This is a genomic window from Vibrio sp. NFR (genome assembly GCF_027587095.1).
Taxonomy (GTDB): domain Bacteria; phylum Pseudomonadota; class Gammaproteobacteria; order Enterobacterales; family Vibrionaceae; genus Vibrio; species Vibrio harveyi.
Map to the genome: position 1 here is coordinate 72,310 of NZ_JAPPTN010000017.1, position 26,382 is coordinate 98,691.

General features: G+C 42.7%; 26 protein-coding genes. 11 read left to right on the forward strand and 15 right to left on the reverse strand.

The genetic code is table 11. The annotated features are described in order from the left end of the window. Positions 1-217: 217 nt before the first annotated feature. The 8 genes from OH463_RS23775 to pheT all read left to right on the forward strand — a co-directional run bounded on the left by OH463_RS23775 (position 218) and on the right by pheT (position 11,563). Positions 218-1,027: a helix-turn-helix domain-containing protein gene (locus OH463_RS23775; protein WP_005445576.1), complete on the forward strand. Its 810-nt coding sequence runs from the start codon at positions 218-220 to the stop codon at positions 1,025-1,027. A gap of 170 nt (positions 1,028-1,197) precedes the next feature. After that, complete coding sequence (locus tag OH463_RS23780; protein ID WP_269992853.1) at positions 1,198-1,986, forward strand: TetR/AcrR family transcriptional regulator; 789 nt, start codon at positions 1,198-1,200, stop codon at positions 1,984-1,986. A 201-nt stretch (positions 1,987-2,187) separates the two neighbouring features. Continuing rightward, the gene (locus OH463_RS23785) at positions 2,188-4,563 is read left to right on the forward strand and encodes an efflux RND transporter permease subunit (protein WP_269992855.1); all 2,376 of its coding nucleotides are present in this window, start codon (positions 2,188-2,190) and stop codon (positions 4,561-4,563) included. Between the two features lie 41 nt (positions 4,564-4,604). Then, the gene (locus OH463_RS23790; protein WP_009703828.1) at positions 4,605-5,396 is read left to right on the forward strand and encodes an outer membrane lipoprotein-sorting protein; all 792 of its coding nucleotides are present in this window, start codon (positions 4,605-4,607) and stop codon (positions 5,394-5,396) included. Between the two features lie 9 nt (positions 5,397-5,405). Beyond that, positions 5,406-6,587, forward strand: a complete 1,182-nt coding sequence (locus OH463_RS23795; protein WP_269992857.1) for a hypothetical protein — start codon at positions 5,406-5,408, stop codon at positions 6,585-6,587. Between the two features lie 177 nt (positions 6,588-6,764). Further along, positions 6,765-7,889, forward strand: coding sequence for a GGDEF domain-containing protein (locus tag OH463_RS23800; protein ID WP_009697359.1), 1,125 nt, complete (start codon positions 6,765-6,767; stop codon positions 7,887-7,889). A 284-nt stretch (positions 7,890-8,173) separates the two neighbouring features. Then, positions 8,174-9,157 (forward strand): phenylalanine--tRNA ligase subunit alpha, encoded by a 984-nt coding sequence (pheS, locus tag OH463_RS23805; RefSeq protein WP_005439802.1) that lies wholly within the window; start codon positions 8,174-8,176, stop codon positions 9,155-9,157. 18 nt (positions 9,158-9,175) lie between these two features. Further along, positions 9,176-11,563 carry a phenylalanine--tRNA ligase subunit beta gene (gene pheT / locus OH463_RS23810; protein ID WP_049535856.1) on the forward strand — a complete coding sequence of 796 codons (2,388 nt, stop codon included), beginning with the start codon at positions 9,176-9,178 and terminating at the stop codon, positions 11,561-11,563. A 103-nt stretch (positions 11,564-11,666) separates the two neighbouring features. Here the strand turns inward: pheT and OH463_RS23815 are convergent, their stop codons facing one another. From OH463_RS23815 to OH463_RS23845, 7 genes are all read right to left on the reverse strand, one after another. Next, positions 11,667-12,392 carry a metallophosphoesterase family protein gene (locus tag OH463_RS23815; protein ID WP_017817995.1) on the reverse strand — a complete coding sequence of 242 codons (726 nt, stop codon included), beginning with the start codon at positions 12,390-12,392 and terminating at the stop codon, positions 11,667-11,669. Between the two features lie 203 nt (positions 12,393-12,595). Continuing rightward, entirely contained in the window at positions 12,596-12,934 is a 339-nt protein-coding gene (locus OH463_RS23820) for a hypothetical protein (protein ID WP_029791121.1), read from the reverse strand. After that, positions 12,925-13,308, reverse strand: a complete 384-nt coding sequence (locus OH463_RS23825; RefSeq protein WP_017817997.1) for a hypothetical protein — start codon at positions 13,306-13,308, stop codon at positions 12,925-12,927. The genes OH463_RS23820 and OH463_RS23825 overlap by 10 nt, the downstream gene beginning before the upstream one ends. Then, entirely contained in the window at positions 13,308-13,568 is a 261-nt protein-coding gene (locus OH463_RS23830) for a hypothetical protein (protein ID WP_005445548.1), read from the reverse strand. Before OH463_RS23830 ends, OH463_RS23825 begins: the two co-directional genes overlap by 1 nt. 152 nt (positions 13,569-13,720) lie before the next feature. Beyond that, positions 13,721-14,143, reverse strand: a complete 423-nt coding sequence (locus OH463_RS23835) for a hypothetical protein (RefSeq protein WP_017817999.1) — start codon at positions 14,141-14,143, stop codon at positions 13,721-13,723. Between the two features lie 21 nt (positions 14,144-14,164). Next, the gene (locus OH463_RS23840; protein WP_009697363.1) at positions 14,165-14,404 is read right to left on the reverse strand and encodes a hypothetical protein; all 240 of its coding nucleotides are present in this window, start codon (positions 14,402-14,404) and stop codon (positions 14,165-14,167) included. 182 nt (positions 14,405-14,586) lie between these two features. Further along, on the reverse strand, positions 14,587-15,465 hold the full coding sequence (locus OH463_RS23845; protein WP_017818000.1) for an AEC family transporter: 879 nt from the start codon (positions 15,463-15,465) through the stop codon (positions 14,587-14,589). 526 nt (positions 15,466-15,991) lie between these two features. On the opposite strand from OH463_RS23845, the gene ihfA reads away from it, so the two are divergent. After that, positions 15,992-16,288 (forward strand): integration host factor subunit alpha, encoded by a 297-nt coding sequence (ihfA, locus tag OH463_RS23850; protein ID WP_005445544.1) that lies wholly within the window; start codon positions 15,992-15,994, stop codon positions 16,286-16,288. Between the two features lie 143 nt (positions 16,289-16,431). Here ihfA and OH463_RS23855 read toward each other — a convergent pair whose 3' ends face one another. Continuing rightward, positions 16,432-17,205, reverse strand: coding sequence for a phosphoribosylglycinamide formyltransferase (locus tag OH463_RS23855; protein ID WP_005445543.1), 774 nt, complete (start codon positions 17,203-17,205; stop codon positions 16,432-16,434). A gap of 336 nt (positions 17,206-17,541) precedes the next feature. Here OH463_RS23855 and OH463_RS23860 point away from each other — a divergent pair, with 336 nt between their 5' ends. Further along, positions 17,542-18,192: a thiopurine S-methyltransferase gene (locus tag OH463_RS23860; protein WP_042606219.1), complete on the forward strand. Its 651-nt coding sequence runs from the start codon at positions 17,542-17,544 to the stop codon at positions 18,190-18,192. A 76-nt stretch (positions 18,193-18,268) separates the two neighbouring features. On the opposite strand, the gene purT is transcribed toward OH463_RS23860, so the two are convergent. From purT to OH463_RS23895, 7 genes are all read right to left on the reverse strand, one after another. Next, complete coding sequence (gene purT, locus OH463_RS23865; protein WP_042606220.1) at positions 18,269-19,444, reverse strand: formate-dependent phosphoribosylglycinamide formyltransferase; 1,176 nt, start codon at positions 19,442-19,444, stop codon at positions 18,269-18,271. 148 nt (positions 19,445-19,592) lie between these two features. Further along, positions 19,593-20,480, reverse strand: a complete 888-nt coding sequence (gene cdd, locus OH463_RS23870) for a cytidine deaminase (protein WP_269992865.1) — start codon at positions 20,478-20,480, stop codon at positions 19,593-19,595. A gap of 255 nt (positions 20,481-20,735) precedes the next feature. Next, complete coding sequence (locus OH463_RS23875; protein WP_005445538.1) at positions 20,736-21,413, reverse strand: LrgB family protein; 678 nt, start codon at positions 21,411-21,413, stop codon at positions 20,736-20,738. Position 21,414: 1 nt separating this feature from the next. Beyond that, positions 21,415-21,789 carry a CidA/LrgA family protein gene (locus tag OH463_RS23880; protein WP_005445537.1) on the reverse strand — a complete coding sequence of 125 codons (375 nt, stop codon included), beginning with the start codon at positions 21,787-21,789 and terminating at the stop codon, positions 21,415-21,417. A 58-nt stretch (positions 21,790-21,847) separates the two neighbouring features. Next, positions 21,848-23,269, reverse strand: a complete 1,422-nt coding sequence (sbcB, locus tag OH463_RS23885) for an exodeoxyribonuclease I (RefSeq protein WP_005445536.1) — start codon at positions 23,267-23,269, stop codon at positions 21,848-21,850. Between the two features lie 490 nt (positions 23,270-23,759). Then, entirely contained in the window at positions 23,760-24,122 is a 363-nt protein-coding gene (locus tag OH463_RS23890; protein WP_050921748.1) for a cupin domain-containing protein, read from the reverse strand. 139 nt (positions 24,123-24,261) lie between these two features. After that, positions 24,262-24,897 (reverse strand): LysE family translocator, encoded by a 636-nt coding sequence (locus tag OH463_RS23895; RefSeq protein ID WP_269992868.1) that lies wholly within the window; start codon positions 24,895-24,897, stop codon positions 24,262-24,264. Between the two features lie 593 nt (positions 24,898-25,490). Between OH463_RS23895 and OH463_RS23900 the strand changes: the two genes are divergently transcribed. Continuing rightward, positions 25,491-26,186 (forward strand): aspartate/glutamate racemase family protein, encoded by a 696-nt coding sequence (locus tag OH463_RS23900; protein WP_042606224.1) that lies wholly within the window; start codon positions 25,491-25,493, stop codon positions 26,184-26,186. Positions 26,187-26,382: the final 196 nt, after the last annotated feature.

Here is a 26,382-nt window from a genome sequence, read left to right on the forward strand (position 1 = left end):
GACGGGCTATGGATGTTATACCGTATTTATGATGTGTTTAATTGATTAGATATAATGAAACTGAATGCATTTCTGGTGGCGGTATTGCTCATCTAAATGTGATGTTGGGTATATTAATTCACTGTTTTCTTATAAAAATATGAACTTATGGCTTGCCAATTGGTTCTAAATTGTTACAAATACCATTCAGTTGTAACATTGCCATAAGGAATTGTAGATGAGAGAACTCACTCCCGAGTACTTGTTAGCCGCATTACGACAAGCGATCAAAACCAAAGGGCTAACATATCGAGAGTTATCTGAGAAAATGGGCATGCCGTTGTCCACTTTTAAACGTCATTTAACTAGCACTAACCTAGGTCTTGATAAGCTACTTGAGTATTGTCGAGCTGTGGATTGTACCCTCGATGAGCTTCAAAAGCTGGCAAATCAGCTACAAGCTGAGGATCAGGACTATTTCAGTCGTACGCAGGATGAAGTCTTTTTCCAGTTTCCGCATCTTTACGATTTTTATCGAGAACTTCGAATGCTGAGGGGGAAGGATGGCTACACCATTCTTATGAAAAAGTATGATCTCTCAAAGCAAAGCATGTCTGACTACCTTGGTGCTCTAGAGCTGCTTGATTTGGTTTATGTGGACGAAGATAACAACATCACGCTTCACGGTCCGCTTTATTACAGCTATGCAGAAAACTCTAAACTTAACGAGAAGTACACCGAGATCCTTAAAGAACAAACGACTACACATGAGAAGTGTGTACGTGTAGCGCTATCGCGAATGAAAATCACGGAAGAACAGCTACTTATCTTAGAAGAGCAGATGGCGAAAACCGTGTTAGATTTTCATTCTAAAAACGTCGTTGCAGAGAACTTTAATGTGTCAGACTTTACCAATGTTTTGCTTATAGCAGGTCCGCATCAGCCTGTAACGTTTTCTGATGGTATTGTACAAACAGAAGTCAACTTCATTGATGACATTCGCTACGCTATCGCTTCGGCTGGGGATAAACCAAGCCTTTCGATATAGCTTCTAGTTATTTTTAGTGATTTATAGATTCACTCTTGAAATGTTTATTTAATGAACTAATATGACGAAGTGTCAATTATGACGATTCGTCAGAAATGTGGTGGCGTTTCTGCAAACCATATTCGTGTTACAATTCATTTGAGTTACACAGGGATACGGGACGAGGAAGTATGTTTAACTTTGGTTGCAACAAAGATGACAAGCAAGAGGGAGGCCGAATTGCTTCTGGTTTGACTAAGAAACAGCAGGCGATCGCTGATCGCGAGGTCGAATTAGTTCAACTGGCTAAATCTTTAGTGCAAGAACAAGGCTTTGCTAATCTCACCATGGATAAGCTAACGGCTACCAGTCCGTATTCAAAAGGGACCATCTATAACCATTTTTGCAGCAAAGAAGATGTGATCCTTGCACTTTGTATACACTCACTGAAAAGTGAGGCGGTGTTTTTTGAGCGTACGGCAAATTTTGATGGCAACACGCGTGAAAAGATCATTGCAATGCATGTTGGGTATCGTATTTACGCCCGTATGGAACCCGTATTGTCGACTTGCGCTATTGTCGCCAAAACTCCTTGGGTGATAGAGAAAGCTTCACCCGCTCGACTGAATGAATTGAACAAGCTGGAAGAAGAAGTAATATCTGGAGCGGACGCATTAGTAAACCACGCCGTGGAAATTGGAGATTTAAAATTCTCTCCTGCTGTTGGTGCTGATGCGATTGTTTTTGCCAATTGGTCGATTGCGTTTGGTTCTAATGCTTTGGCGCAAAATGCATCTAACAGTCGATGTATTCAGCGTTTGCAAGACCCGTTTTCGGTATTACACAATGCGAATATGTTACTTGATGGATTAGGGTGGTTACCTCTCTCAACAGATTGGGATTACCGCAAAACCTGGCGTCGAGTTGAGCAGGAACTATTTAGCGAAGAAATTGCTTACCTTGATTCAGTCAATCGCTGAGTAGGGTATAAACCAATCGGTTATTCGATTGGTTTTTAAGTCACACTATTTGACGGATCGTCAATAACGATTGTTTTGGTATCAGGATTTTTAATCCCTAGAGTGCCAAAACTGCGTTATTAACGCATCTGGAATTAGAGAACAGCGTAAGCTGCTTTTTTAACTCCGTTTTTTGACGAAACGTCACAAAGGGAGAGTGTGATGAAACACCACCAAGCTCAACAAGCAAGCCCCGGTCAATGGGGGAAAATACCAACCAAGTACAGTCTTTGGGTTCTGCTGGCAACAGTATTACTCGTTATTATCGCAACGATCGGAGCAAAGAATCTCTATTTTCGGGGCGACTATAATATCTTTTTCGATGGCAGCAATAAGCAGTTATTAGCTTTCGACGAAATTCAAACCACCTTCGCCAAAACAGACAATCTTGCTATCGTGATCGCTCCTGATAGCAGAGAGGTGTTTACTCCTGAGATCCTGAAACTCATACAAAACTTAACAGTGGATTCGTGGCAAGTGCCGTATTCGAGCCGAGTAGACTCTCTGGCTAATTACCAGCACACGGAAGCGGTTGAAGATGATCTCTTGGTCGAAGACCTGCTTTACGAAGAGCATGAGTTGACTCCAGAGCGAATTGCGAAAGTAAAAAATATCGCACTAACAGAGCCAGTGTTAAAAAATGCGCTGATCTCTGCAAAAGGCGATGTCACTGTCGTGAATATCACCGTTCAATTGCCGGAGGTTGATAAAACAGCGGAAGTCCAAGAGGTGATGGCTCACATTAATCAGATGCTGGCGCAGTATCAGCAAAACTATCCAAATGTTGAGTTTCATAAAGCTGGTATTATCGCCATGAACTATGCCTTCATGACCGCAGCACAAGAGGATAGCGCTACCTTAGTACCAACGATGCTGTTGGTTATTTTGTTGTTCTTAACCATCATGCTGCGTTCATTCTTAAGTGTTGTCGCGACTCTTATTGTGATTATTGGCTCGGTGATAGCAACGATGGGGTTGTCTGGTTGGGCTGGTATGTTTTTAAGCACTGCGACGGTTAATGTGCCAACCTTGGTCATGACATTGGCTGTAGCGGACTGCGTGCATGTTATTGCAACTATGCGCCAGTCGATGCAAAACGGCTTTAGTAAGGCACATTCGATAGAGCGCAGTATCTCTCTTAACTTTATGCCCATCCTAATCACGTCAGTTACAACCGCAATTGGATTTCTGATGATGAATATGTCGGATTCTCCTGTGCTGCGAGATTTTGGTAACTTATCGGCATTAGGGGTGATGATTGCCTGTTTTCTATCAGTGACGCTGCTTCCAGCGTTACTCACACTATTACCAGTCTCAGTTAAGCAACCTGCCTCACAGAGCGGGACCGACTTCATGGACAAGCTAGGAGATTTTGTCGTTTTACGTCGTAACGTGTTACTGCCAATATCAGTGATCGTTATTGCAGTGAGTGCAAGCTTGATACCGTTAAATCGAGTCAATGATGAATCCGTAAAGTATTTCGATAATCGCAGTGATTTTCGTCAAGCTGCCGATTTTATGGAAGCACGTATCAGCGGCATGACCAATCTCAGCATTGCCATCAAAACCAATGAGTCGCAAGGGATTGCTGATCCTGTTTTTCTTACCGCTATAGGCAACTTTACCGATTGGCTTCGCGAACAACCTGAGACAGATCATGTTGCAACGCTCGCGGATGTATATAAACGCCTCAATAAAAACATGCACGCTGATGATGAGCGTTACTACTTACTACCACAAGATAGAGAATTGGCGGCGCAATACCTTCTACTCTATGAGATGTCTTTGCCGTACGGCTTAGATCTTAATAATCAGATTAATGTTGATAAATCTTCGATCAAAATGGTGTTAACCGTCGATAATTTAGGGAGTGTTGAATTAGTTGACCTTGAGAACCGAATCTACGCGTGGTTTGCCGACAATGCACCGCAATATGATGTGGTCGCATCGAGTCCATCATTGATGTTTGCTCACATTGGTGAGACCAATATGGCAAGTATGCTCTCTACGTTACCAATTACATTAGTTTTGATCTCTGCATTACTCATCTTTGCGCTGCGTTCGCTAAGGCTTGGTCTCATCAGCTTGGTTCCAAATATTGCCCCGGCCGTGCTTGGTTTCGGTCTTTGGGCGCTGATCTCCGGTGAAATCAATCTAGGACTGTCAGTCGTGGTGACCTTGACGCTTGGCATTGTGGTCGACGACGCGGTTCATTTCCTTTCGAAATATCAAAGAGCACGAAAAGAAGGACAAAATGCTGAACAGGCCGTTCGTTATGCCTTCCACACTGTTGGTCGTGCACTGTGGATCACTACCGTCGTATTGGTAGCAGGTTTCTCAGTATTGGCTATGTCGAGCTTCCGCTTAAATGCAGATATGGGGCAGCTTAGTGCGATCGTGATCTTTATCGCCTTGGTCGTAGACTTTTTATTCTTGCCAACGCTACTCATGCGTTTTGATAAAGCAGCATATGTCGAGCAAACAAAGACTAAAACGCCAGAAATACAAGCGAAGAAAAACATTACGGCATCGTTGTGATTGAACAGTGCCCTCAAGGAAAACAAGACAAGGACTATATGATGAAGTTATTTAGCAAACCTCTGAATGTCGTTACATTATCGATTTCTCTGTTAATGGCTCCTCTCACTTGGGCTGACGAAGCTAAAGGGTTGGAAATTGCACAAGAGCGCAAAGCGCGTGACCAAGGCTGGGGAGATTCTGTTGCCACCATGCAAATGATACTTCGCAATGCTCAAGGAGAAAGTAGTACTCGCTTGATGCGCCTAAAATCACTGGAGGTCGCTGATGATGGCGATAAAGGGCTAACTATCTTTGATGAACCACGAGATGTTAAAGGAACCGCATTTCTTAATCATTCACACACGGTGGGCGCTGACGACCAATGGCTCTATCTACCCGCGCTCAAACGCGTAAAACGTATCGCTTCACGCAATAAATCTGGTCCATTTATGGGCAGTGAGTTTGCTTATGAAGACCTGAGCTCATTCGAGATTGAAAAGTACCGTTTCAATTACCTTAAAGATGAAACGATGAATGACCAACAGACGTTTGTATTAGAGCAAATCCCGACAGATAAAAACTCCGGTTACACCAAGCAGGTGGTTTGGCTAGATCAAGCACATTATCGTCCTCTGAAAGTAGAATTTTATGACCGCAAAGGCGCGTTGTTAAAGACGTTAGAGTTTTCTGATTACAAACAGTATCTGAATCAATACTGGCGTGCCCACACTATGGCAATGACGAATCACCAAACGGGCAAGAGTACAGAACTGACAACCAGTGAATTGACGTTTCAGACCGGTCTTAAAGATAACGACTTCAACAAAAACATCCTCAAGCGTGTTAAGTAGGGAGGTTGAATGATTAGGGCAATCGCTGCTGGCCGAGTCTTGGCTAGCATTATGGCTGTGCTTTGTTCTTCGTCTTTGCTTGGCGCTGAATTGGCTGGTCAGGTTAACTTCGAGCATCGACAATTTTTCTCTGCCGGTGCTCAAGGGCAGAGCAAAGGGCAAACATCGCTAGTGTTGCAACCAGAGCTCTACTGGGATCTTCAAGATGGTGATGCGAGTTTCACCTTTACGCCTTTTTATCGTTGGGACAGCATGGATGATGAACGTACGCATGCTGATATTCGAGAAGCCTTGTATTTAACCTATTGGGATGACTATGAACTTCGTGTTGGTATCAGCAAGGTGTTTTGGGGGGTAACAGAATCTGCGCACTTAGTGGATGTTGTAAACCAAATTGATGCGGTAGAAGCGGTCGATGGCGAAGATAAATTGGGACAACCCATGGTGCATTTTACGTCCATCAAAGAGTGGGGAACGCTGGATGTGATGATCTTGCCTTATTTTCGTGAACGAACATTCGCGGGTAAAGATGGGCGTTTGAGGTTCGATCCTGTTGTCTCCGATGATGCGTTGTACGAATCGAGTCGAGAAGAAAAGCATGTAGATGTCGCGTTGCGGTATGCACAAATGTTTGGCGATTGGGATCTCGGCTTGAGCTATGTCTATGGAACGAACCGTGACCCGTATTTTCGATTCGAGCAAGGCGAGCTAAAACCTTACTACGCATTGATGAGTCATGTTGGACTGGATGTGCAGGGAATCGTGGGAGATTGGTTATGGAAACTTGAAAGTGTTTATCGTGATAGTTTTGATAATCATGTCGGTGTTGTTACCGGATTTGAATACACGATAGTGGGGGCTTTTGAAACGGTATGGGATGTGGGTCTTATCGGTGAGTATTTATATGATAGCCGTGGTAACAACGCGCAGAACATTGGTCAAAATGATGTCTTTGCAGGTGTTCGCTTAGCGTTTAATGATGAAGATGGCACCGAAATCCTAACTGGTATCACGCAAGATCTCGATAATACCGATGTGTACAACGCAAAACTTGAGGCTTCCAGCCGCATTTCAAATCATTTTAAGTGGCAAATTGATGCTTGGTTGTTTAAAAATGATACGCCAACGGACCTCTTGTATTTCGCAAGAGACGATGATTTTATCGAGCTATCTATCCAGTACTATTTTTAGTGCGGGAGATAAGTAAATCGAAAATTCTAAGGCAAAGAGATCCATGTCATTATTTTGACTGGCTGCTAGAGCCGTAAGGAAGATTTATCGTTACTATTCCTTATGTTTGTTGTGGTTTTGATAGCGATGCGATAAGCAACTAACAAAACCCTCCGGTTTTACTTAGGGGTAGTAACGTTGAATTCATTTCGCTGGGACACTTATTTTGAAACAGGCATCGAAGAAGTCGATGAACAGCACCAATATCTTGTTGGATTTATCAACAAGTACGGCGAACTTTTGGCGCAAAACAGCATCACTCTCACGGACATTCAAGTAGCATTATTTGAACTGTCTCGCTATGCCGAGTTCCACTTCAAAGAAGAAGAGAACTTGATGCGAGAGGTCGAGATCCACCCAGAGCACCTAGAAAAACATATCCAAGTACACCGCGCATTTATGAGCGACATCATCAGTATGCAGAGCTTTATCAGTGATGCCAATAAACGCGCTGCTGAGCAGTTATTGGATTTCCTCATTCATTGGTTGGCTTACCACATTCTTGGTATTGATCAAAATATGTCTAAGCAAGTGGCTGCCATTCAATCTGGGATGTCACCGAGGGCGGCGTATGCTGAACAAGAAAAGCAAGCCAACGCATCCACTGCGCCATTGTTGGATGCGCTAAATGCTCTGTTTTCACAAGTCTCCGAGCGAAATCGTGAGCTACTCAAGCTGAACCTAGTTCTAGAGGAAAAGGTGGATGAAAGGACGAAGCAGTTATCGAATGCAAATAAACAGCTAGAAGCCTTGTCCTTAACCGACTCATTAACCCAGTTACCGAATCGTAGAAGCGCGATAAAAACGCTTAAGAAATTGTGGAAGGATGAGGACGCCAAAGACCTGCCTTTGGTTTGTATCATGATCGATGCCGATTACTTCAAACAAGTGAATGATACCTGCGGCCATGAAGCAGGGGACTTAGTCCTAACCGAACTCGCGCAAGCATTGAAGCACTACTTCCGCAGTGATGACATTGTGTGTCGTTTAGGCGGCGATGAGTTTTTCGTAATTTGCCCAGATACCGGATTAGAGGGTGGTTTGCATGTGGCAGAGGCGGTGAGAAAACAGGTTTCCCATATGCTTGTTCCTACTTCGTTCGAACCTTGGCGAGGGAGCATCAGTGTTGGTGTCGCAGAGCGTCGAGACAATATGGAAACCTACACGGATTTAATTCGAGTTGCCGATGAGAGCGTTTACTTGGCAAAACAAAACGGTAAAAACCGAGTTCAAACCGTACAAAAACTGACGCCTTTAAACTAGACTGCTTCTCATATTTAATCGCCAAAGAAAACGGTCTTCTCTTCTCGCTTGATAAGAACAAAACCAGTGACTTTCTTTGGCTTCTTATGCAAAAACAACCTCGATAAAATGGGCGTTATTCCTAGACAACGCTGCTTTTTTTACGTTTTTGTGTTCTTTTTATTCAATAACCTCTTCTTTTCATAATTCAATTTGGCCTTGGTGGCGGGTTTGGCTACTATGTACAGCTATCAAAAAACCAATCACTCCCTTATGGATACTACCAATAGGTAGATGAGGAAACGATGCAACATCTAGAAGAGATCATTGCTAACGCGAGTGCAGCAATTGAAGCTGCAGAATCGCTAGTCGTACTTGATGAAGTGCGTGTTCAGTATCTAGGTAAAAAAGGTGAGCTAACTGCTCAACTTCAAAGCCTAGGTAAACTACCACCAGAAGAACGCCGTGAAGCGGGTCAAGAGATCAACAAAGCGAAAGGCGTGGTTCAGCAAGCTATCGCAGCTCGTAAAGACGCACTACAACGTGCAGAGCTTGAAGCGAAGCTAGCGGCAGAAACGATCGACGTAACATTACCAGGTCGTCGTATCGAGAACGGTGGTCTACACCCAGTTACTCGTACTGTAGAGCGTATTGAGAAGTTCTTTGGTGAACTTGGCTTTAACACTGAGTCTGGTCCAGAAATCGAAGATGCATTCCACAACTTTGATGCACTAAACATCGCAGCTGATCACCCAGCGCGTACTGACCATGATACTTTCTTCTTCAACCCAGATTTGATGCTTCGTACTCACACGTCAGGCGTACAGATCCGTACGATGGAAAATGGCAAACCACCATTCCGTTTCATCGCACCTGGTCGTGTATACCGTAATGACTACGACCAAACGCACACGCCAATGTTCCACCAAGTGGAAGGCATGCTGGTTGATGAGAACGTAAACTTCGCACAGCTGAAAGGCATCCTGCACGATTTCCTATGCAACTTCTTCGAAGAGGAAGTGGAAGTACGTTTCCGTCCATCTTACTTCCCGTTCACTGAGCCTTCAGCTGAAGTTGATGTGAAAGGTAAAAACGGTAAATGGCTAGAAGTACTAGGCTGCGGTATGGTTCACCCGAACGTACTACGTAGCGTAGGCATTGATCCTGAAAAATACTCTGGTTTCGCATTCGGTATGGGTGTTGAGCGTCTAACAATGCTTCGTTACGGCGTGAACGACCTACGTGCGTTCTTCGAGAACGATCTTCGTTTCCTAAAACAGTTCAAGTAATCCAGGGGATAAATCACTATGAAATTCAGCGAATCATGGCTTCGTGAGTGGGTTAGTCCTTCGATTACCACTGACGAACTAACTCACCAAATTACAATGGCGGGTCTAGAAGTTGATGACGTGCTACCTGTAGCAGGTTCGTTCAACGGCGTTAAAGTTGGTCACGTTGTTGAATGTGGTCAACACCCAGATGCAGACAAACTGCGCGTTACTAAAGTAGACGTGGGTGAAGAAGAGCTTCTAGACATCGTTTGTGGCGCACACAACTGTCGCCAAGGTCTGAAAGTAGCAGTAGCAACGGTTGGTGCTGTTCTTCCAGGCGATTTTAAAATCAAAAAAGCAAAACTACGTGGTCAACCATCTCACGGCATGCTTTGTTCGTTCACTGAACTAGGTATCGATGTTGAGTCAGATGGCATCATGGAGCTAGCAGAAGACGCAGTAATCGGTACCGATTTCCGTGAATTCCTAGGTCTAGACGACGTAACAGTAGACGTAGACCTAACAGCAAACCGCGCTGACTGTTTCAGCATTCGTGGTCTAGCTCGCGAAGTTGGCGTACTAAACCGCGCTGACGTAACTGAGCCATCAGTAGAAGCAGTAGCAGCTTCAATCGAAGATAAAGTGTCTATCGAAGTGAAAGCGCCAGCTGCGTGTCCACGTTACCTAGGTCGCGTTGTTAAGAACGTAAACGTTCAAGCTGAAACGCCACTATGGATGCAAGAGAAGCTGCGTCGTTGTGGTATTCGCTCTATCGACCCTGTAGTAGACATCACTAACTACGTTCTTTTAGAGCAAGGTCAACCAATGCACGCATTCGATCTAGCGAAGATCGAAGGTGGCATCGTAGTTCGTATGGCTGAGCAAGGAGAGAAGCTAACACTTCTTGACGGTAGCGAAGCAGAACTAAACGCAGATACACTAGTTGTTGCTGACCACAACAAAGCACTTGCAATCGCAGGTATCTTTGGTGGTGAAGAGTCTGGTGTAACAACGGAAACTAAAGACGTTCTACTAGAGTGTGCATTCTTTGCACCTGACCACATCCGTGGTCGCGCACGTAGTTACGGTCTTCACACTGATTCTTCAATGCGTTTTGAACGTGGTGTGGATTACGCACTACAAGTGAGCGCAATGGAGCGCGCAACTCAGCTTCTTGTTGAGATCTGTGGCGGTGAAGTCGCACCTGTTGTTGCTGTAGAGTCTGAAGCAGACCTACCTAAGCCAAACAAAGTTGCTCTACGTCGTACTAAGCTAGACAACCTATTAGGTCACCACATCGCTGATGCTGACGTGGTAGAAATCCTAGAGCGCCTAGGTTTGACAGTTGAAGCTTCTGAAGAAGGTTGGGTGGCAGTAGCACCAACATGGCGTTTCGATATCGCTATCGAGCAAGACCTGATTGAAGAAGTTGGTCGTATCTACGGTTACGACAACATTCCTAACCAACACCCAGCAGCAGCACTTAAGATGCACAACCACGTTGAAGCGGATCTTCCACTGAAACGCGTTCGTGATCTTCTTGTTGACCGTGGTTACCACGAAGCAATCACATACAGCTTCGTTGAGCCTGAGCAACAAAAGCTAGTTGTACCTGGTGTTGAGCCTCTAGTGCTTCCAAACCCAATTTCTGCAGACATGTCAGCAATGCGTCTTGGTCTTATCCAAGGTCTGCTGAACACGGTTGTTCACAACCAGAAGCGTCAACAGCCACGCGTTCGTCTATTTGAATATGGTCTACGTTTCATCCCATGTGAATCTGCAGAAAACGGTATGCGCCAAGAGCCAATGCTTGCCGGTGTTATCGCAGGTACTCGCGGTGAAGAGCATTGGGATATCGAAACTAACACTGTTGATTTCTTCGACCTTAAAGGCGATCTAGAAGCAATTCTAGAGCTATCTGCTAACGAAAAAGCGTACTCTTTCGCTGCAGCTAAGCACCCAGCACTTCACCCAGGTCAATCTGCGGCAATCATCGTAGATGGCAAAGAAGTGGGTGTGATCGGTACTGTTCACCCAGAACTTGAGCGTAAGTTCGGTCTAAATGGTCGTACTATCGTCTTCGAAATCGAATGGTCTGCAATCAACAGCAAAGTGATCCCAGAAGCGGTAGCACTTTCTAAATTCCCTTCAAACCGTCGTGATATCGCGGTAGTCGTGGATGAAGCTGTTGCATCTGGTGATATCGTTAACGCTTGTCTAGAGCAAGGTGGCGAGTTCCTTAAAGATGCGAAGCTGTTCGACGTTTACGTAGGTAAAGGCGTTGAAGAAGGTAAGAAGAGCCTAGCAATCGCTCTGACTCTACAGTCACTTGAGCGTACTCTGGAAGATGCAGATATCGCTGGTGCGGTTGACGCTATCGTTGCTCACGTTTCTGAGAAGTTTGGTGCGTCTCTACGTGACTAATCTCATGTAACGTATCTTCTTAAGAAATGGAAACCCTGCCAGTTTGGCAGGGTTTTTTTATATCTTGAGAGATAGGAGATAGGAGATAGGAAATAGGGAATAACTAGAGCCAAACTGTCTCTACCTTCATCCTCTCATCTTCGAGGTGAATCTTATTCACGCCAATCTTTGTATTGCGGTTGTATTCGTCAATACTGTGGTCAAAACCGTAAGCAGTAGCGGGTGCCATATGTTGAGTGACTTCTTGACGCGTTACAGTCAGTGCATCATGACCATGCCCGCAAATAACATCTTGAACCCGGTACTTAGCCAAAAGCGCATGTAAGCTTGCATCGTTTTCCAAGCAAATGGCTTGTATCCAATCCGAGCCTACGGGAATAATAGGGTGATGGATAACAACAATCGGATTGATCGCATGGCGAAGTTGTTTATTGAAGCGTGCTAGCCCACGGTTATCGACACGACCAGAGCCTAAAGGGTGGCGCTTATCCAAAGGTTTAGCACTCGAATCTAAGAACAGCATGTCACGGTTATGAATTTTGGCTTTATTCACTACGTTAATAGAGCTACCGACCAGTTCCCGCTTCATCAATTTGGTGTCATCATGGTTGCCTGCAATTGCGAATATTTTCTTATCGCGAATGTGCTTTTCTAGGAAACTTAGTAGTACACGGTAATCACCCGGTTTGGGGTTGCAACAAAGATCGCCTGTGAGCAAAAGGGTATCGCATGATGAATCTTTTTGAGCATAAAGAAGCGCGCTACGTAGATTCTCAAAGCTTGAATCGTCACTTAAATGGCAGTCGCTGATTTGAATAATTGATGTCATAGAGTTGCAAAGCAAAAACGTTAGTTGTTTGACGTTAGTCTATCATTCAATCTTTTGTTTTTGATATGCCTCTACCATTAAAAGGTTTCTCTAGGTCATCTGTTTAAAAGCGCAGTGCCACAGCTTAATCGATAACTGAAGAACACCAGCGCCTTTCTTAAACGTTAACTTGATAGGTAGTTCGTGCTTGCAGGTTCTACTCTCTAGGACTGATTAATATAGCTTTGAAAATACAGTAAAAATGCAGAGATCTTCTGTGCATTCACTTGTTCACCCGCGCAACCAAGTTCTAACCAAAGTTTTTTAATATTCTTCTCTATGAGTGAGCCCCTTTTAGCTGCTGGTGGCACAGAGTTAGACGGCGGTTCTCCACAGCAAAGTTCAATATCGATGTTCTGCGATACATCTTTTAGGCATATACGTAGCCACACTTTTTGTCCTTGTTCTTGAGCTTTCGTCACAATAGCGTTTATGGTTTTCGAGTTGCTCTCTAATGAATCAATGACTACTCCACAGCAATCAATGGAAATAATTAATGCCACTGCTTATCCTTTTTTAGCTTTTCATCACTCTCACGTCTCTGACACCCTTCGAGGTAGCGGATAAAATCACATACGCCCTGAACGTTAACGTTCCCACCTTCGCACCGGAACATAGACCAGAGATCCGTCAGCTTACTTTCGAGCTGGGTTAGCGGCTTTCGTCTTGGGCTGTTTGTGGTTGTTGCTATTCTTGGTGCACTACCGCATGCAAGCCGAATGTTAATATCTTGCTTCAAATCTCGGACAATCACAGACACCCATACCTTAGATTTGCGGTCTTTTGCTCTGTTAACGAGTCCGGTTACCCATTCCCTGTCTATCTCTCGTGTTGTTGCTGAGACTCCACAAATATCAATAAATACTTCTAACGCCATTATTCACCACCAATTTCAAACCATTTTTTATCAATAGAAAGTTTCACCATATTTTTCATTTCTCTAATGATGTCTTCACTCAGTTCAGTGTGTACATAAAAGAAGATTCGAGGTGTATTTCCATATCCATTTGGCATGAGGGTATATTCATCATTGCCAAATTTTATTGTTGAAGAGAATTTGATGGCATCAAGCGTAGTTACAACTTTTGCTAAGTGTTCATAGCCACCTAGAAAAATTACAAGGCACTCTTTATCCATATAATTACAACTCCGTTGCAAGTGTTGAGAGATTTTAGGCTAATCGATAAATTGCTCAAAAAGCGAGACTCAAAAAAGAGACATGGTTAATTTAGTCGTAAAATTTAGATTGCGAATTTGTTAAATAAACAATGTCAGCGATAAAGTTTGCTTCAATCTCCTTTGAGCAATGCTTGCATTCTTTCATTTAAAAATACTTCTGGAACATCTTCAGAGGCGTATGCGTGGACGGTCTTCCCGTCGGAAAACTGAGTGACTAATTCATAGGAATTGGTTATTAGATTATCGAGGACCTCACGAGTTCGGTTCACCCTTGTAGGTATCCACCCCAGAATTCTGTGTTCAAATTCTCGATCCCAATGACCACCAATAAATTCGACTTTAACAATTTGAGGAATATACCGTTCTGCGATTGAATACTTCGTACAGTATATTTTGTAAGGTTTGTCATAGTTAGGGTCTGTTAAGCCAAATAAAGAATATTTTTCTCCATTTTTATCTACCGTTAAGGGTAGAGAGTTGAGGGAAATATTTTCACCATGGCTCTCACCGCCAATAAAAATAACTTCGTACATTATCTGTCCTCCATTAAGCCTCTATTTATTTTTCATCGGAATTTCGATTAATTGAATCAGTTCATTTTGTTCTTCATCTGTCAAAGTGGAGTGCACATAAATGAAGTTTCTAGGTGAATTACCAACTCCTTTTGGGAGTAGAACGTATTCGTCATCGCCAAAGCACACTGTTGGTGTAAATTTGATTGTGTTGAGTGTTGTTGTGATTTCCTCTAAGTGATGAGCACCACCGAGAAAAATCACACGGCATGTCTTATCCATAAAATTACAACTCCTTTGTAAATTTGCGGAGGGTTCAGGCTAATAGATAAAACACTCAAAAAGCGAGGTATAAAGGCTAGATAAGGTGAATTTATTGTTAAAAATTAGATTTCAAATTTGAAGCGTTACGTTGTGATTTGTTAAACGTTGCTTGATGTTGATGGATTATGTGGAGGCATGGTTCAAGCAAGTGATAAAGCAAACGTTAGTAGCAGCGGTAGAGTAATAATGCTTAAAAAGTTGCCAAACAAGACCATAGAAGCAACGTTCAGAGGTTCGATATTGAGTCGTTCAGCAAACAAGTAGTTCATTACAGCTGGTGGCAACATGGTAAACAACACCATCATCTGTAATTGCATGATTGGCAATGGTATCAAGGTATAGATTAAGGCAAAGGCGAGTGCTCCGGTACCGAGTGATTGAAGTGTGCACCAAAGACCCACTCGAAGACCATCCCATCTTAAATGGCACATTTGTGCTCCCAATGATAACAACATAACTGGGACGGCGGCTTGCCCAAGTAATGTGGTCGCTTCAAAAAGAGGAGACCAAATACCAATACCAGAAATGTTGATAAGCAACGCGAGCAAAGCGGATAAGAAGATCGGCATTTTGACGATTTGTTTAAGCGGATTGCCATTACTCAGTAGCATGACGCCAAGGCTTATATGTAGGCATGCTGAAACGACAAAAAGCAATACTGCGGAGGGAAGGGCGATTTCCCCGAAGGTGTAAGTAAACAGCGGTATCGCTAAGTTACCGCTGTTTCGAAACATGTGTGGTGGAGCCCATGCTTTGAATGATAATCCGCAAAACTTCGCGATGGGAACCATCACAATGCCAGGTACTACGACAGCAATAAGCGCGGCTAGTAGCAAGGGGACTTGCCCCATGTTGAGTGGCATACCGACAAGAGAAGAAAATACCAGTGCCGGAGTAAACACATCCATATTGATGCGATTGATTGGGCGAAAATCGGGCTTGAGGCATCGACCAACTAAGTAACCTACGCAAACCAAGACAAAGACGGGAAATAAGATACTGATGACTTGGTGCAACATGGTGGCTCTTTCGCGTGGTGAAAACAGGGATAAACAGTAACAACCTTTCAGTTAACCGTCATGGAGCAATCAATAGAATTTTGTCGCTGTTCAAGCTTTCATGCTCCTAGTGTCACGCTATATCTGAATAACAAGTCTGCTAAATAGGACCGACCAGATCTATTTTCAAACGTACTCAACTTACTGAAAAGGTAAGAAGTTTTGTGTCAATTGTTTGTAAAGTAGCCAGTATCTGACATTTTTATTAAATAGTGATTAATGTTGTTTTGAGTTTTAAAACTAGTAATTTGAACTGGATATTTTTGCCATTGGAGAGGGAATTAAAGGAAAATCTGGAAATGGTGGTGGGTAAACTATCTTCGTGGTGCAACATTCCGTATATTAGCAAAGAAAAAAGTTGGCGAAAATCATAAGCTTGGCATACACTTCCTGATGTAACCCCGATATGTTGTTGAATTGGTAGGGTAAAACTGCTCTGGCGCTACACTAAGGTAGCATTGTTTAACATAGCTTTGAGGAAAGTTTTATGGCGCTCACAAAAGCCGAACTTGCAGAAAACCTGTTTGATAAATTGGGATTTAGTAAACGGGACGCCAAGGAAACGGTGGAAGTGTTCTTTGAAGAGATTCGTAAGGCACTAGAAAGTGGCGAACAGGTAAAACTGTCAGGTTTTGGTAACTTTGACCTTCGTGACAAGAATGAACGACCTGGTCGTAACCCGAAAACTGGCGAAGATATTCCTATTACTGCTCGACGTGTCGTTACGTTCCGCCCGGGTCAGAAGTTGAAAGCTCGCGTAGAGAACCTAAAGACCGACCAGTAAGCCATGTAACATGGAATGAGACCACGCTTTGTCGTGGTCTTTTTGTTTGTGGCTTTCATTACTGACTAAAGAACAAATAAAAACCACCGCAATTGCGGTGGTTTTTCAGTATTCAGGGAATCAGTTTCTAAAATACTGTTTGCTTAGGCTGCTTCTAGGTGCGTCGTTAGGTAAGGATGCCAAGCCTCTTGATACAAGTTTTTAGATTGAGTACGCATGTTACGAATTGATGCCATCTCGATATCATTTAGGTTACGACCTTCAACCAGAGCTTGACGTTCCAGTTTCTGAATTTGCTCGTACAAATCATGCTCCGGACCACTTTTTACATCAGCAATCGCTTTTAGATGCAATTGGACTTCAGCAATTAGGTTGGTTTTTGGTAAACGGACCAACAAGTTGAGATCACGATAACCAGAAGCCGTTGGTTTTTTAAAGCGGTTTTTTACTTTAACAATGGTTGTTTCGCGCTCTAACGTTTCATATACCGACACCAAGCTTGCTACGTCATTTGCAACGATAGTTGCACGGGCTAAGTCGGTGATACGTTCTACTTGACCGTCAAGTTCGTGGGCGATTTTCTCTTCGGCGCGGTGCTGAGATTTAACGCCAGCAAAATAAGGCTGTGCGTCAGTGAGAAGGGCAGTACTCTTACAGATGGTTTCTAGCTCAAACTGCGCTTGGTGCGCTTTGCTGTAAAGTACGTCGAAATCTGAATAAGGCTGTGTTGGTTTGGAGTCGATTGACTGAATGCCATACAAACCACTAAGGCTATGTTTAAACAATTTTGAGCAAACTTCGTTTTGGCTAGCAGAACGGTCTTGCTCGTTACTCGGGACATTTGGAAGTGCGGCGAAAGCCGGCGCACGGCTTAGTACTAATAGCATCAATGCCGTAGTACGTAGAAATAAGCTCATTCACTCTCCTTAACTTGCTTGCACTTAGAAAATGGGTAATGAAAAGGTCACTAAGATTCGCAAATCAGGTACTACCTAGTTAATGGGGTCTCTACGATAGATTCCAAGGTTGATTTTCAACCTTATGGTGGAATCGTGTTCTAGATCACCATTTTGCTTTCCTTTATTCTGACCATCAGAACAAGGAAGGGTTCCTTCTTGAACGTTAGCCATACTAACATTGCAGTATTAACCAAAGATGAACGGCATAGACAAATTTGAAAAAATCATTAGTCTTAGCCCACAAAAGTGAAGCGCAAAGCTCGAATCCACTATCAGCCGACAAGTAGAAGAATCATGAGAGATCAAGAATTTTGGCACAATAAATGGGCCAGTAACCAAATTGGTTTTCATCTAGAAGACGTGAACCCACTATTGCCTGCATTTTGGCAACATACGGCTGCAAAGCGTGATGATAAAGTTTTGGTGCCTCTGTGTGGTAAGTCAGAGGATTTGATTTGGTTAGCGACCAAACACGACGAAGTTCAGGGCGTTGAGCTAAGCCAAATTGCGGTAAGAGCGTTTTTTGCTGAGCATTTTTACACACCAACGGTAACGCCTGTTAATGGTATGCACGAGTTATATCAGTTTGATGAGCTGTCGATTTATACGGGTGATTTCTTTACCGCCCCAGTATCTAAAGCCGATATCATTTACGATCGTGCTGCGTTAGTGGCTCTTCCTAAAGAGATGCGAGCAGAATATGCTGCTCGTGTTAAGCAATTGCTGAATCCTGGCGGTCGTATCTTGTTGGTCACGTTGAACTACCCGCAAGAAGAGATGGCAGGACCTCCTTTTAGTGTTCCTGTAGAAGAGATTGAACAGTTATTTTCCGGTTATAAGATCACATGCTTAAACGTAGATCAAGCCGATGATAATCACCCTAAAATTGCCAAAAAGGGTCTGAGTCACTTCTCTGAAGAAGTGTATTTAATTGAAAGTGAATAGGGTAACCGAGTTTATACAAATAAAAAGCGCAGCCAATTGGGCTGCGCTTTTTGTTTCTTGGAGCGAACTAGTGAAATCAGTAAACGATCTGTACTTTAGAAGCGCTGTTCACTGCATCTTCAATCGAATCTTCGATAGTCTTACGACGCGTTAGAACAACGCCTAAACGACGGCGACCATCGATTTCAGGCTTACCAAACAAACGAACTTGAGTTTGTGGTTGAGCCAGGGCATTGGCAAGATTATCAAAGCGAATATCTGTTGATGTACCTTGCCCTAGGATGACAGCTGACGCGGACGGGCCGTATTGAATGATACTGTTGATTGGCATGCCAGTGAACGCACGAACATGCAGAGCAAACTCAGACATTTCCTGAGAAATCATAGTTACCATGCCAGTGTCGTGTGGACGAGGTGAAACTTCGTTGAAAATTACTTTATCACCTTTCACGAACAGCTCTACACCGAAGATGCCGTAACCACCGAGCGCATTTACGACTTTCTCCGCTGTGTATTCTGCTGCTTTAATCGCAGTATCTGACATTGCTTGTGGTTGCCACGACTCTCGGTAGTCACCATCTTCTTGACGATGTCCAATTGGTGCGCAGAAATGGACGCCATCTTTCGCTCGTACTGTCAGCAGCGTAATTTCATAGTCGAAGTCAATAAAGCCTTCGACGATCACACGACCAGCACCAGTACGACCGCCTTCTTGCGCGTACTCCCACGCTGCTTGCACATCTTGTTCTGTTTTGATGACGCTTTGTCCTTTACCAGACGAACTCATCACAGGTTTTACTACACAAGGGATACCAACGTGCTCAACTGCCGCTTTAAAGTTATCAAAGTTATCTGCAAACTGATAAGGAGAAGTCGTTAAGCTTAGCTCTTCAGCTGCAAGACGACGGATGCCCTCGCGGTTCATAGTCAACTTAGTTGCTTTCGCTGTCGGAACGACGTTCACGCCTTTTTCTTCTAGCTCAACTAATTTGTCTGTTGCGATAGCTTCAATTTCCGGAACCACATAAGCAGGTTGCTCTTTCTTGATGATTTCTTCTAATGCTTTGCCATCAAGCATATCGATGACGTAGCTGCGATGAGCGACTTGCATTGCTGGTGCGTCAGCATAACGGTCACACGCGATCACTTCTAAACCAAGACGTTGACATTCAATTGCTACTTCTTTACCAAGCTCGCCAGAGCCCAGAAGTAATACACGGGTAGCATGAGTGCTAGTAGCAGTACCAAACATAGTGTTCCCTTACAAAATAAAGTGGTGGAAGCGAATTTTCAGGGGATCATACTGATTTTTGCGAACGAAGCAAACGTTTGCGTGTGATTTTAAACAATAAAAAAAGGCCCTGCGTCATGCAGAGCCTCTCTCATAAGAGCATTGTGAGTTAAATGTTAACAAAACTCACTGGAATATCTGGGTTCAGTGCCTCTAGTGTTGATTGAGTATCGGCTAGGTGGCTGATCTTACCCTGTGAGTTCTCAACCAGAGCAGCAGCTTTGATGTCTTCAAACTGCTCACCAGCCATCAGGATTTGAATCAGTGCAACCTGAAGTGGTGGAAGGCTAGGGTTGAATGCTGCGTTTTCTGCGTAAGCACCTTGGAATACGCGACCACTGTTCATCTCAAGAGCAATACCGCTCAAGTTGTTAGTGTAAGGCGCGTGGCTGATGTTCATGGCGCTCACCGCTTTTTGAATCAGAGCGTCATCTTCATCACACACAAACTCGTGTTTTACATCTGCCATTAGACCAGATTCGATGCCTAAGTCTGCAGGACCAAAAGCTTCTGGAAGGTAGTGGTGTAGTGACTTTTCTTCGCGCTCTGGCAATTGGATCTTTAATTCTTTCGCCGTAGTTAGTTCATTCATGAACTGACGACAGTGACCACAAGGGCTGTAGTTAATGGTGATATCTTTAACACCACGTTCGCCTTTCATCCAAGCATGGCTAATCGCGCATTGTTCAGCATGAACAGTTTGACCTAACTGAACACCAAAAAACTCCATGTTCGCACCGAAGTAAAGGCGACCAGATAGACCACGAACAATCGCGCCTACATAGAATTCAGAAATCGGTGCGTAAGAAAACGCAGCGGCAAAAGGAAGTAGAGCAACACGAAGCTCTTTATCAGAAAGATTGGTAGCGTTTAGTAGCGCTTCAAACTGTTGCTCAGAAATAGTGGCATCAAAATCGTCAGAAAGGACGATAGGAGCAAGAGGTGTTGAAAGTGCTTCAGGAGCGCTTGCTAGCGCCTGTTCAATGCGACTTTTCATGTTGAATCCTTGTTATTGCATGGACAGTTATTCTATGTGAAAGGTGGAAATGTTCTGTGCTTTAGATCACGTTAATGTGTGCAATGATAATTTACGTTACATAATTAGAGTGAGCTCACACATGTATTCGATTTCACTAAGATTTAACGTTATCTCTGTCCCACTAATAACTATATCAACGTATATTCATACTGCGAATTTTCTGGAAGAGATTATGACCTGCTCACTTGATAGCAAAGCAGGTCATTGAGGTTATTATTGGTATAACCAAACCGCCAAAGCAAAGAAGCTTGGCGCGAGAATCGAGGTGATGATGCCACAAAGCACCAATGCAAGAGATGAAAACGCTGCATCTCCCGGTTGTTTCTCAGCACATGTTGCGGTGCCGAGAGCGTGAGAAACAGTACCCATTGTTAGACCGCGCGCAATTGGATGCTTAATACCAATGATATTGAAGATCGGGTACGCAAGGATGGCACCAAACAAACCCACAATAAGCACTAAAATTGCCGCAACAGCTGCTTCTCCGCCTAAGTGGCTAGAGATTTCCATCGCGATAGGGGTCGTCACAGACTTACCAACCAAGCTGGCTATTAAGCTAATGTCAGCTTTAAATGCCACCGCAATGAGCGTAGCGGTAAGCATGGACATAACACTACCTAACGTGCAAGCTAGAGTGATAATGCGCCAATTGGCTTTGATTTGAGGCAGTTGTTCATAAAGTGGATATGCCAGCGCCACAACGGCGGGTTGAAGTAAAAAGCTGATGTATTCGTTGTCAGCGTAATATGTTTCAAATGGCACTTTCAAAAAGGTTAGCAACGGGATTAATACCGCGATACTGATCAAAAGCGGGTTAGCAATCGGATTGTTCACCTTGATTGCAATTTGGCGTGCGGCAAGGAAAACCACAATAGTGACAAGTAACCACATACTAGTGCTTCTCCTTCAGTAAGTAATCTAAGAACCATGCCAAGCTGACCAATACGATCAGTGAGCCGCCTACTGCACTCGCAATAATTGGCAGCGCGTTAGCCAGTAGCATATCGAAGTGTTGCATCAGACCCACGCTGATAGGCACGAATAGCAGGATCATATAGCGGATGAATAGGGTTGCACCTGGCTTAACCCATTCCACTTTGACTAAGCCAAGGGTCATTGAGAAAAACAGCACAAGCATCCCGATGACACTTCCTGGAACAGAAATGCCAATGAATTTTTGAATGGTGTTGCCGATACCAAGTGCTCCCATGATGAGTGCGAGGGAGATGAGCAAATGGATCAGCTGTAGTAATCGATCTTTTATCATTTTGACAGCATATAAAACAACAAGCACACCCGAAGGTGCGCTTGAACAAGGTAAGAAATTAGGAGGCTAGGCTCTCTACATAACGATAGACGGATTTTAATATTGCTATCTTCTTTTCGTCACTTTCATGTTCGTGAACTAAGTTTTCTAAATTCATCATGTACTCTTCAATCTGACTTTCGAAAACTTCACGACAATGTTGTGCCCAGCGTCTTTGTTCTTGTTCATCTAATGTGCCTGCATAATGGCGAGCACGGTAACGGAAAAGCAATGGTTTGATTCGTTTATCATCGAATTCAATGTCCAGTGCGGCTAAGTTATTCGGATCGGTTTCACGAATGATGTCCATAGCAGCGCGATCAGCAGGCGAGAAAAAACCATCGTAAAGCTGCGTATCAACGTCATTACTCTTTTCGAATTCACGTTCTATAGAGAATAGACTAATCAGCTTCTCTCGGATCTCTGGGTGTTGGCGCAACAACGCTAAATTGTTTAAACATTGTTGGCGGTCAATACCAATGACTTCCGCATTTTCCGCGGTTAATGTTTTTGCTGGAGCGAGAATAGGGCACTTGTTCAGATGCACCAGCTTCACTGGTACAGGCAGTAAGTCGCCCAATTCGTCACGCTTGGTGTACAAGCGTTCTTTCAGTTCTTCCGCTGAAAGTTCAAGGATCGGCTGAGGATCTTTGGCTAAATCAATCGTGATAACAGCGTTGTTGTTGGTTGGGTGCCAAGCCACAGGCACAATCCAGCTTGTGTATTGGCATTCACGCCCAAGCATGCCTGATACATGCATCAACGGAGTCATATTGACAATATCAACCAGCTCATTGAGTTTGCGCTTGTTACGCATCGAGAAAAAGTAGTCAAATAGCTTAGGTTGGGCGGCTTTAACTTTCTTCGCCATTTCAATCGTGGCAATCACGTCGGCCATCGCATCGTGAGCATTGCTGTGTTCAATGCCATTCGCTACGGATAAATGCTCTAGCTTGAAGCTTGTAAAGCCTTCATCGTTCTCTGGCCATTCTACGCCTTCAGGACGCAGGGCATGACATGCTCGCATCACGTCAAGCAAATCCCATCGTGAGTTGCCGTTTTGCCAGCTCCATGCGTATGGATCGATGAAGTTTCGGTAGCAAGTGTAACGAGTGACTTCATCATCAAAACGTATGCTGTTGTAGCCAAGGCTAGTCGTCTTTGGTTTAGACAATTCAGCATGAATTTTGGCGATAAACTCAGGTTCAGGTAAGCCTTCTTGCATTGCTTTTTGTGGTGTAATACCAGTGATCAAAGCTGCTTCTGGCGAAGGAAGGTAATCAGCAGGTGGGCGACAGTACATGACCAAAGGTTCACCGATGATATTGAAGTTTTCATCAGTGCGAACGCCTGCGAACTGGCTTGGACGATCTTTGGCTGGACTTGTTCCCCAAGTCTCGTAATCAAAAAAGAAAAAAGTGGGCTGATTATCTTGGTGCATTCTGCTTACCGTTTACGGAACCGATTGAGGGTATTAGACCATTCAACGCCTTGACTCGCAACGAAAGATGCAAGGTGATGTTGTGAAAATGGAAAAGCCGAAGTGTCACTTTCGGCTTGAAGTTTTTTATTTGGTTAAATGGTGTTCAACTGATTTTTGGACCTGTACTTGTGTTACTTTTGGTACACATTCCAACGTTAAACTACAGAACTTAGTAATGCAGCCAGCGCTCATATTTAAAGTATTTTTAACGTTGAACCGCTGAAATAGTTATTGAATTCGGTTAAGTGGCTTCGAGGTAAAAACATAACGTGTAGTGTTGAAGGCGATAGCTTGTGACTAGCTTAGTCATCTAAACCCAGATTATTGCCAATGTGGCGATTTCAAAGCCAATAGGGATTACACATAGGCTGAAGTAGTTTGCTCTCTGAGACTTGAGCTTTAAATTTAAAAAGGTTTTTTTATACTCTAAAAAAGTACAATCGAAAAATTAGACCCAGACATTGTTTTCCGCCTTTAGCTCACTATCTATATCGCCGGTGTTTATTACTCCTTTAGGTTCAATTAACATAACGTGACACTCTGTTTCAGCCACAGGTTTGTGGGTGACACCTTTGGGTACAACATAGATTTCGCCTTCATCGAGGGTAACATAACCATGTTGAAATTCGATTCGCATTGAGCCAGATACGACAAAAAACAATTCATCGGTATCTTTGTGGTCATGCCAAGTAAACTCCCCCTTAAATTTCGCGATTTTTACCTGATAGTCATTCATTTCAGCAATGACTCTGGGGGACCAAAAATCGTCAAATTTCTTTAGTTTTTCTAATAAATTAACAGAATTATTCATGGTTATTTCCTTTTAGGTGGGGATATCGTTTTTAACATGGTACAAGCCGCAACTTTCTATCGTTTAATCTCATACACCACGAGTTAATGATTTGTAACTCCCATTGACGCTTAAGCTAGAAGGTATGTTCGTATATTCATTACTTATTTAAATAGAAAAGTTTAGCGCCCAGAACAAGAAACGTTGCTCCGCTGATGCGATTAAACCAGCATATTGTTTTTGTGGGTGATTTTTCAATTTTTGAACTAGCATAGTTGGCTATTGCGCCATAACTGACAAGTACGAAGAAAGAAATAGTGATAAATATCAATGTCATGGAGATAAATTGATAACCAATAGAATCGTCAATATTTAAGAACTGTGGAAATAGAGCAGTGAAGAATATCACTGGTTTTGGATTTGTCACAGCCAAGAAAAAACCTTCACGAAAGTATGTAGTATAACTATTATTAGTTGGTTTTTTTCTATCAAATTCATTGTTATCAGGCTTAAAAATCAGATGTAATTGTTTAATTCCCAAATAGAATAAATAAATGATGCCGGCAACTTTAAAGATATTGAAGTATAGAGCAGAGGTTCTTATCAATGTGCTTAATCCAAACATTGAACATGTCGACAATAGTATCAACCCTAATACATTTCCAAATGCTGATATGACAACGGGTTTTGTTCCGTTTATTGCGCCATTGTAAATAGAAATAAAAACAGCAGGACCAGGGCTTACTATATAAAAGAAAGCAAATATACAATACATCATTAGTGTGTCTAAATTCATATTATCTACCTAGCTATAGTACATCACAAAAAATTAACCCATGGCTTATATGAAAATGCTGGCTAAGACATTTATTGCTGCGCTGTGATTTATCTTCAAGCAAATTTTTATTCAGTGTTTTTAACTGGTGTTTACTTCCTTTTGCTGAGTAATGTGTTTTATTTTCTGTATTGTGCAAATTGTTATGCTTCTGGGTGTTATATCAATAGTGAATTACAAAAGCAATGTTACACAGTGTTCCATATAGGAGACAATGTAAGATGATAAAGTTTTACTGTTTACAAATTATTGTATGATTCATATGCTGTGCCAGGTATGGTTTACAAGCAAAATTGATGATTTGACATTTTAAACATTAATTGGATACTGATTTATTTTATCGAATACATCAAGTAATTAGCGATGCTATGCTGTTATTTAGATTTATTAGTCATTTCTAATGTTTCTTGAGTAATTGCATAAAAACTAAATTATCAATAAATAAGTGAAATTTCATTTGACACGATATTTTAAAGCTGCAATATGTAAAGGTAAAATATTGGTTTCAACTATATTTTAAACTCTATATTGTCATAAAACATGGAGAAGCTGAAATGAAAACAATTGGATTGTTGGGTGGAATGAGTTGGGAATCAACAGTTATCTACTACAAAGCGATCAATGAATCGATCAGGGATAAGCTTGGAGGGTTGCATTCGGCAAAAATCACTATGTGTAGCGTTGACTTTGAAGAACTTGAGAAGTTACAGCGTCAGAATAAATGGAGTGAGATTGCTACAGTATTGTCAAATTCAGCGAAGCTCATTGAATCTGGTGGTGCTGATTTTCTTCTAATGTGCGTGAACACAATGCATAAGGTGGCTTCTGAAGTTGAATCTTCTGTTTCTATTCCTCTCGTCCATATTGCAGATGCAACAGGTAGCAAGTTAGTTGCGGATGATATAAAGAAAGTAGGGTTGCTTGGAACACGCTTTACCATGGGAGAAAGCTTTTATAAACAGCGTATTATTAATAAGTTTGGAATTGACGTTATAGTGCCTGATATTGATGCACAAGATACTATTCATAATATTATTTATAATGAACTTTGCTTGGGGATTATTGACAACAAATCTCGTCAGCACTGCCTTGAAATAGTGGATACCCTTCATAAAAGTGGGGCTGAAGCAATAGTTTTAGGATGTACTGAACTACCACTCCTTTTACAACAAAACCACACCGACATCCCATTATATAATACGACAGCAATACATGCAGAAGAGGCTGTTTTACTGGCATTGAAAGGATAGTACAAATAGCCTAAAAATTTTGTTTGGAGATTGATGCATGTCAAAGCTAATTAGAATACTCAAATAGAAAACTCACAACACTTTGTTCTAAAAATTGGATAACTACGATATTTATTAAGAGTGTATTCAATATCAAATTGAACATAGATACAATTAATAAGGGTTCGCTATAACTAATTTTATAGTCCTTAGCTAA